Source organism: Zhongshania sp. (assembly GCF_047636175.1).
Classification (GTDB): Bacteria; Pseudomonadota; Gammaproteobacteria; order Pseudomonadales; family Spongiibacteraceae; genus Spongiibacter.
Genome location: NZ_JBLIKC010000023.1, coordinates 55,215 through 61,905, shown reverse-complemented (window position 1 = coordinate 61,905; position 6,691 = coordinate 55,215). Strand labels below are relative to the sequence as shown.

Sequence of the window (6,691 nt, the reverse complement as noted above, 5' to 3'; positions counted from 1 at the left end):
ACACCCTTGCCACCCCCGGCATTGGCGCCTTTTTCAGCCTCTTCAGCCAGCTTATTGATATGCATATTACAGGGCGTAACATTCGCCCAAGTCGAGGCGATACCGATCTGCGGTTTCTTAAAGTCATCATCAGTAAAGCCGACGGCGCGCAACATCGCACGGGCGGGGGCCGACTCAATGCCATCCACCACAAGAGCGGAATACTTACGCATATTTTCGGTAATCTCAGTCATCTCAAATCCTTAATATAGTTTTAGCGCGCACACTTATGCCGCGCAGAGTAAACGAGTTCCTTCCCATTGCCACGGGCTAGCCCGGCGTCGGCGTGGGTCAAGATCAGACGTGTCATGTTCTTATATACGGCCTCAGGGGTTGCAGTAATCACAGCGACTTGACTCGGCCCAAGCCCGGTCACTGACCTCAAGGCTGTTACGATACATGCACTTGAGGCATCCATGAACCTCAGCGCGAGTTTCACGGGTCGGCGCACTGCAGTCCGCACACGGCAGTCCGGCCACCCGATCGACAATCCAAAATCCCGGACTACCGCACGCCGGACATAGGGACGCCAGCTTTGCCACCAAATCCTCGGCGGCCAAGCGAATATTTCCCATGCGAGTGGGGTTGGCGTGGGCCCGCCCGTCGGCTTCCAAAAAAACTCCGCCATTTGAAGATTGTTCCAGCGCCCAAGCGAAGGCGGCTTTTAGCTCAGCCCAGGAGCTAATATCTTTGCGAATACGAGGGTCACCCTCGGCCTCAGGACGAATCACCACATGGTGCTCGGGAAATCCAATTTGATTTGCAAAAGTTTCTACCGCATTCCAGTTTGCAACTAACTGATGGGCGGAATTCGCTTTGCCGTGCGCGCGGCCTATAATCTCCAGCCCGCGCTCATCATCAATAAATATCAGTAATTCCACATTCCAAGGTAGCATCCCGGTGAAGGGATCTGGCCCAAAGGAACCTTCACTGGCAAGACCTAAGGGCACGCCAGACATTGCCATACCAATGCGCGCTTTTTTGCGCGCCGCGTCTAGCTGAGTGCCAACACGGGGAATGTCGCGACTAAAAGTCCCCAAGAGATCGGTGTCATAGCCGGTAACGCGCTCTGTGCGGCAACCGAGCGCACTGTCCAACACCGGCGCCAATACCTTTTCCTTGCCGTGCTGGGTAAGTAACGCTACGCGCTGACCGCTGTACATCATACCAGTCATGGCTTCACCGCGGACGTCATCACTCGATAGCGCACCAGCATCACAGTCAAGGTAATAACGGTAAGCGGTAACACAAAGCCGAGCATAGCCGCGCTATAGACTGGCAGCACGGCGTGCTGGGTGGCCGCCAGAATCAGGTACAGCACATACGCCAAGTAGTATGTAAGAAACAGCGCGCCTTCCCAGCGAGCAACCCGATGCCCAGCGGCAAAAATCGGCAGGCAGGCAAGCGCTACCACCGCCATCACCGGAATATCAAAGCGCAGCAGTGACGCCGCCACCTCAATCCCGCCCGGTGTAACTAGGGCGGCGATACCCGCAATCGATAGCAGGTTAAACAGGCAGCTGCCAATCACGTTGCCGACGGCGATGTCACGCTCGCCGCGCATCGCTGCCACCACTGACGTCGCGAGTTCTGGCAGCGAGGTACCAGCGGCAACGATCGTCAGACCAATAATGACCTCGCTCACGCCCAGCGCGCGAGCAATCACCACCGCACTGTCTACCAGCCACTGAGCACCCAGCACCAGTAGTATCAGGCCGCTAACAATGAGCGCAATCTGAATGGGCAGACGCCCCAGTCGCGGTGTATCACCTTCACCAAAGGCCTGAGTATACTCGGCTTGCACCATCGGGCTTTCCTTGCGACCTTGCTGAATAGCAAACACCGTGTAGGCCACAATCCCACCGGTCAGCAACAGACCATCAATAAGGCCGATTCGACCGTCGAACGCCATGATCCATAACAGCATTGATGCACCTATCATCAGCGGGACATCAATTCTGACTAACTGCTGTGACACCACCAGCGGCGTGATAAGTGCAGAGACCCCAAGGACCACCAATATATTGAAAATATTGCTGCCCACGATATTGCCAATGGCGATTCCAGATTGGCCCGCTAAACCCGACTGCACACTCACCGCCAGCTCCGGCGCACTAGTACCGAAGGCGACCACGGTAAGCCCGATGACTAGGGGCGAAATCCCAAAGCGCAGCGCGAGTCGCGAGGCTCCACGCACCAACAGTTCGGCGCCAAGCACCAGCAGTATCAAACCGAGTAGCAAAAACAAAATCACCATTATGTTCATACCCTTTTCACTGCAACAAGCACTTCAAAATAACCTCTAGTTGCTCACGCCAATCGCGAAGCGAGCAAATATAGATAGATTTACCGCCGTGACGAAAGCGGTGCTATTCAACTTAGTTTTCACATCATCCCCCTTAAGATGGGCTATCGAGATGACCGTACAAGCGCTGCCGTTCTAGGGTTCTGCCTGCTCGCGACACCGCGCGGTTGATCGCCACATAAATATCCGCCTCAGTATCTTCGATTAAGACATCGGGCCAACCCTTGACGTGAATATGGAGATCGCATTGCAGCGCTGCACCACTGCTGTCAGCGTTAGATAGGCACACGGCGATCCGCTGCACCCGATCCTGAAAACGGCTCAGTGCAAACTGTAAACGACGCTCCACATGGATGCGCAACTCCTCGGTCAATATGAGGCCGCGAGTCTGAATATCAATCTGCATACTTTTTTCCGCCCCGCCTCGCCTTTAGTCACACCTCGAGCATTCGACAAGCATCCTAAACTTGCTTAAGCATCAAGAAAAGCAGATTATTCTTTGCGTTTACATCGTTACAGACTGATTGAGAATTTTACTGGCCATGCTGAATTATAAACAGCTTTACTATTTTTGGAACATCGCCAAAGCCGGAAGCATCATCCGTGCAGCCGAGCGACTCAACCTCACCCCACAAACAATTAGTGGCCAGCTCGCCGAGCTGGAGCGAGCATTAGCCACCGATTTATTTCGACGCATCGGCAGGCGCCTAGAGCTGACATCGGCTGGCAAACTGGCACTATCCCATGCAGATGAGATATTCCAGATCGGCAATGAACTGGAACAATCCTTACGCAGTGGCGCCACCAGTGGTGAACAGTCATTCCGGGTAGGTGTTGGCGACGCAGTGCCTAAAACACTGGCGTATCAGCTTTTGGCGCCGGCTCTCGCACTGGCTGAGCCCGTCCGCCTGATGTGCTACGAAGACAAGCTAGAGCGATTGTTCGCAGAGCTGGCTATTCACCAACTCGACCTGGTGATTGCAGACCGACCGCTGCCCTCCGAATTAGGGGTAAAAGGCTATAACCACGAGCTGGGCCGCTGCGCCATCAACTTTTACGCGGTGCCAGAATTGGCCGCGCGCTACCGACCAAATTTTCCACAGTCATTGGACGGCGCTCCGATGTTACTTCCGGGGGATAAGTCGGCGGTTCAAGTACCGTTGATGCGCTGGTTCAGCGAACATCAGATCCAGCCACGCATCATTGGGAACTTTGACGATAGCGCACTGATGAAAGCTTTCGGTAAAGCCGGTGAGGGTGTTTTTGCAGCGCCAACCATTTTGCGTGACGAAATTAGCAGTCAGTATGGTGCCGAAGTAATTGGCTGCGCCCAAGAGGTCATACTTCGCTACTATGCCATCTCCATCGAGCGCAGACTTACCCATCCAGCGGTCATAGCGGTTAGCGAAGCAGCTAAGCACTCCTTATTTGCTGGCACAGATTCTAGTCGTTAGCGCGATGTTCTTGGCATGGCATTCCCTCGCAGAAATACCAGTGTGGAATCACACTTAGGAAGGCCACGACTATCACTTCTACCCCCGCAGTCGTCCTGAGGGAAAGTGTTACATGCGGGTCAAAATTCATTGCTGGCGACCTAGCTTTCTTCCTGCTCGTCAATCTCCGCCTCCTCGGGGTATGCAGATGGCTCTCCAGTTTGGCCAGCCGTTCCTCCTCACGCTCTGATTAGTTGAGTAAGAAATTAGCCAGTAGTTTTTGGTATATGCAGTTACCGCAGAGGCGGCACTTTTACATACCCCGGTGCAGCGACAAGCAGCTGTAACGGGGTCGCAGGGTTACCAGCGGTAGCTGGCTTGCAGCGCAAAAGTACGTGGGTTATTGACCAAGCCGTGATGGGTCGTCGCCCCGGTGATGGTTTTAGCGGTCGGCGCATCAACGCCGTAGAGCACAACCAACTCATCGCTAAGGTTTTTACCCAGCAATGCCACTTCCCACTCGCCGTCTATTGACGACAGGGCAACTCGACCATTGAAGGTTTGGTAAGCGTCCTGCTTGATGCGATCATCCAAATTCGGCGAGGGGTGATAGTCGTCGGTAAAAATCATATCAATATTAGCGCGCAGCATTAGTGAGTTACCCAGCGGGCGCTCGTAGGCCAGCATCAAATTACCGGAGTAGTCAGCAACGTATTGATTAGTCTTGCCACTGTAGTCACAGTTAATGCCATTGGCATTGTCGGGCACCTGATCCTGAATACAGGTGCCAAACTGGTGGTCCTGAAACTCGAAGTCGAGGAAGGCCAGGCCGCCGGCCAACACCAGATTTTCGGTCAGGGCCATCCGGCCATCCAGTTCAATACCCTGAGAAATAGCGCTGGCAGCATTACCCACATTAAAGCCCAGGGTGCCGTCGAAGACACTGACCTGCAGATTCTCGAACTCGGTGCGGAACAGCGCCATATTCAGCTCGGCGGCACCTTCGAGAAGTGTACTTTTCATACCCAACTCAAAGCTAAGCGCTTCCTCTTCCTCAAACTCAAAGCTACCAATCAACACTTTCTGATTAGTACCTGTAGGCGCATTGGGGTTAATCGGCGTAGGCTCTGCGCTAGGCGACGCATTGGAGCGCGCGTCAAAGCCGCCTGACTTGTAACCTCGGCTGGCGGAGAAGTACGTCATTAAGTCATCAGTGGCATCCCACTGCAAGTTGATCAGCGGTGCGAACTGCACTTCTTCGCGCTCACCTTTCAGGTCGTGACGTTCGGCGGCGAAACTGACCGCAGATGCGGTGTCGATTTCACCCAGTGGCTGAATTGTACCGTCTTCAAAGCTAAATTCGAGTTTGCGGGCACCTTCTTTATTTTCCCAAGTCAGGCGACCACCGAGGGTCAGGCGGAAGGTGTCCGTCATATTCCAGGTTGCCTGCATGAAGGTTGAGGCGATGGTTGATTCGCTGTTGAAGTCACGCGGTGTACGGATGCCACGGAGCGCGTTACCGGCGTCACCAATACCTAGGAGCTCAAAGCCGCTGGAGCCGTCAGCGCCGGGATCAGCATCACCACGGGCGCCACCTTCGAGCAGGTCGGCGGCGTTAACCAGTTGCGGAATAATGTCGGAGGGCAGATATAGCGAGTCGAAAAAGTCCAGTTCGCTGTATTGGAAATAGGCACCCGCAATATACTCAAAGGTTTCGCCGGCTGGGGAAATCCAGCGGAATTCTTGGCTGAACTGCTGGTACTCTTCTTGAAACTCAACTTGGAACAGCGGCGCTCCGGTAAAGTCGCAGTCACAGTCTTCATCGTACTCATAACCCATAATGCCGCTGATCGAGGTGAATTGGTGATCGTCGCGATACCAGTCGATATTGGCTGTAAAATTATAGGTGTCGTTATTGCTGTAGTCGCCGTTGCTGTGGCGCTTGCGATCAGCGGTATTGTTCAGTACACCCTCATCGGAGTCGATATCGATAATCGAGCCGTTGGGCTGAAGCTGTAGAAAATTTAACACCGGTGCCGGCAGTAAGCCGCTCAATGCCGCTAAGCCGTCTGCGTCTGGGAATGTTGTGCGATCCATGATCTCGCCGTAGGTGCGACCTTGGAATAAGAAAACATCGGAGTCTGACGCGTAATTGGTAATAATTTCAGAGTTGCGACCGACCACATCAAAGCTACCCGCCTCGATTTTAAACTTGGCCGTTACACTGTCGCTGACATCCCAGCTGAGCTTAATGCGGAAGGTTTCTTCGCCGCGCTGAGCTTCGTCGCGATCCAGCACCAAGTTTTCCATAAAGCCGTCTAGCTCGCGCTTGCGCACAGCAAAACGGTAGCCCAAACGATCATTGATCGGGCCGCTGACTACCAAATCGATAATACGCTCGTTCTGTTCAGGCTCGTAGGTGACCTGAACGTTGCCTTCAGCGTATTCGCTTGGGTTAGCGGTTTGGATACTGATGGCGCCAGCAATACTGTTTTTGCCCATTAGGATGTTCTGTGGGCCGCGTAAAACTTCTACTCGAGACAAATCGAGGAAAGGTGCCCGCGCCAACTGAGCGCGACCGAAGGCAATACCATCAACGTACATACCCACCGATTGCTCAAAGCCTTGGTTTTCACCTGAGCCGATGCCGCGAATATAAATATCAGTACCAATGCCGGATTCCGACATAGTGAAGTTGGGTACGTAGGCCTGCAGGTCCTCAATCTTAGCAATACCCGCCTCCATCATTTTCTCCCCCCCGATGGCGCTAACGGAAACCGGCACATCCTGAAGGCTTTGCGCACGCAGCTGTGCAGTAACCACAACTTCTTCAAGCATTGGCGCGGCCTGCGCGAAGCTAGCAAGTAAGCTCAATGGCAGTAGGGGCAATAAGGCACTGATTCTTTTTTTCATT

At 53.7% G+C, this 6,691-nt stretch carries 6 protein-coding genes; 1 reads left to right on the top strand and 5 read right to left on the bottom strand.

Features of this window, described 5'->3' with window-relative positions:
* From ACI955_RS13740 to hpf, 4 genes are all read right to left on the bottom strand, one after another.
* Positions 1 to 233 (bottom strand): dihydroxy-acid dehydratase (locus ACI955_RS13740; protein WP_415244311.1); only part of this gene is annotated, 233 nt, incomplete at its 3' end.
* A 132-nt stretch (positions 234 to 365) separates the two neighbouring features.
* Positions 366 to 1,214 carry a DUF6671 family protein gene (locus tag ACI955_RS13735; protein WP_415244310.1) on the bottom strand — a complete coding sequence of 283 codons (849 nt, stop codon included), beginning with the start codon at positions 1,212 to 1,214 and terminating at the stop codon, positions 366 to 368.
* The gene (locus ACI955_RS13730) at positions 1,211 to 2,296 is read right to left on the bottom strand and encodes a calcium/sodium antiporter (protein ID WP_415244309.1); all 1,086 of its coding nucleotides are present in this window, start codon (positions 2,294 to 2,296) and stop codon (positions 1,211 to 1,213) included. The genes ACI955_RS13735 and ACI955_RS13730 overlap by 4 nt, the downstream gene beginning before the upstream one ends.
* Before the next feature lie 142 nt (positions 2,297 to 2,438).
* Entirely contained in the window at positions 2,439 to 2,750 is a 312-nt protein-coding gene (gene hpf / locus ACI955_RS13725) for a ribosome hibernation-promoting factor, HPF/YfiA family (RefSeq protein ID WP_415244308.1), read from the bottom strand.
* A 136-nt stretch (positions 2,751 to 2,886) separates the two neighbouring features.
* Here hpf and nhaR point away from each other — a divergent pair, with 136 nt between their 5' ends.
* A complete protein-coding gene (gene nhaR, locus ACI955_RS13720) occupies positions 2,887 to 3,798 on the top strand; it encodes a transcriptional activator NhaR (protein ID WP_415244307.1) in 912 nt (303 codons plus the stop codon).
* A 339-nt stretch (positions 3,799 to 4,137) separates the two neighbouring features.
* On the opposite strand, the gene ACI955_RS13715 is transcribed toward nhaR, so the two are convergent.
* Positions 4,138 to 6,690, bottom strand: coding sequence for a TonB-dependent receptor (locus ACI955_RS13715; RefSeq protein WP_415244306.1), 2,553 nt, complete (start codon positions 6,688 to 6,690; stop codon positions 4,138 to 4,140).
* Between the last annotated feature and the right edge of the window lies 1 nt (position 6,691).

Coding starts and splice junctions, on each gene's coding strand:
- ACI955_RS13735 (WP_415244310.1), bottom strand. CDS start 1,214: ATGACTGGTATGATGTACAGCGGTCAGCGCGTAGCGTTACTTACCCAG.
- ACI955_RS13730 (WP_415244309.1), bottom strand. CDS start 2,296: ATGGTGATTTTGTTTTTGCTACTCGGTTTGATACTGCTGGTGCTTGGC.
- hpf (WP_415244308.1), bottom strand. CDS start 2,750: ATGCAGATTGATATTCAGACTCGCGGCCTCATATTGACCGAGGAGTTG.
- nhaR (WP_415244307.1), top strand. CDS start 2,887: ATGCTGAATTATAAACAGCTTTACTATTTTTGGAACATCGCCAAAGCC.
- ACI955_RS13715 (WP_415244306.1), bottom strand. CDS start 6,690: ATGAAAAAAAGAATCAGTGCCTTATTGCCCCTACTGCCATTGAGCTTA.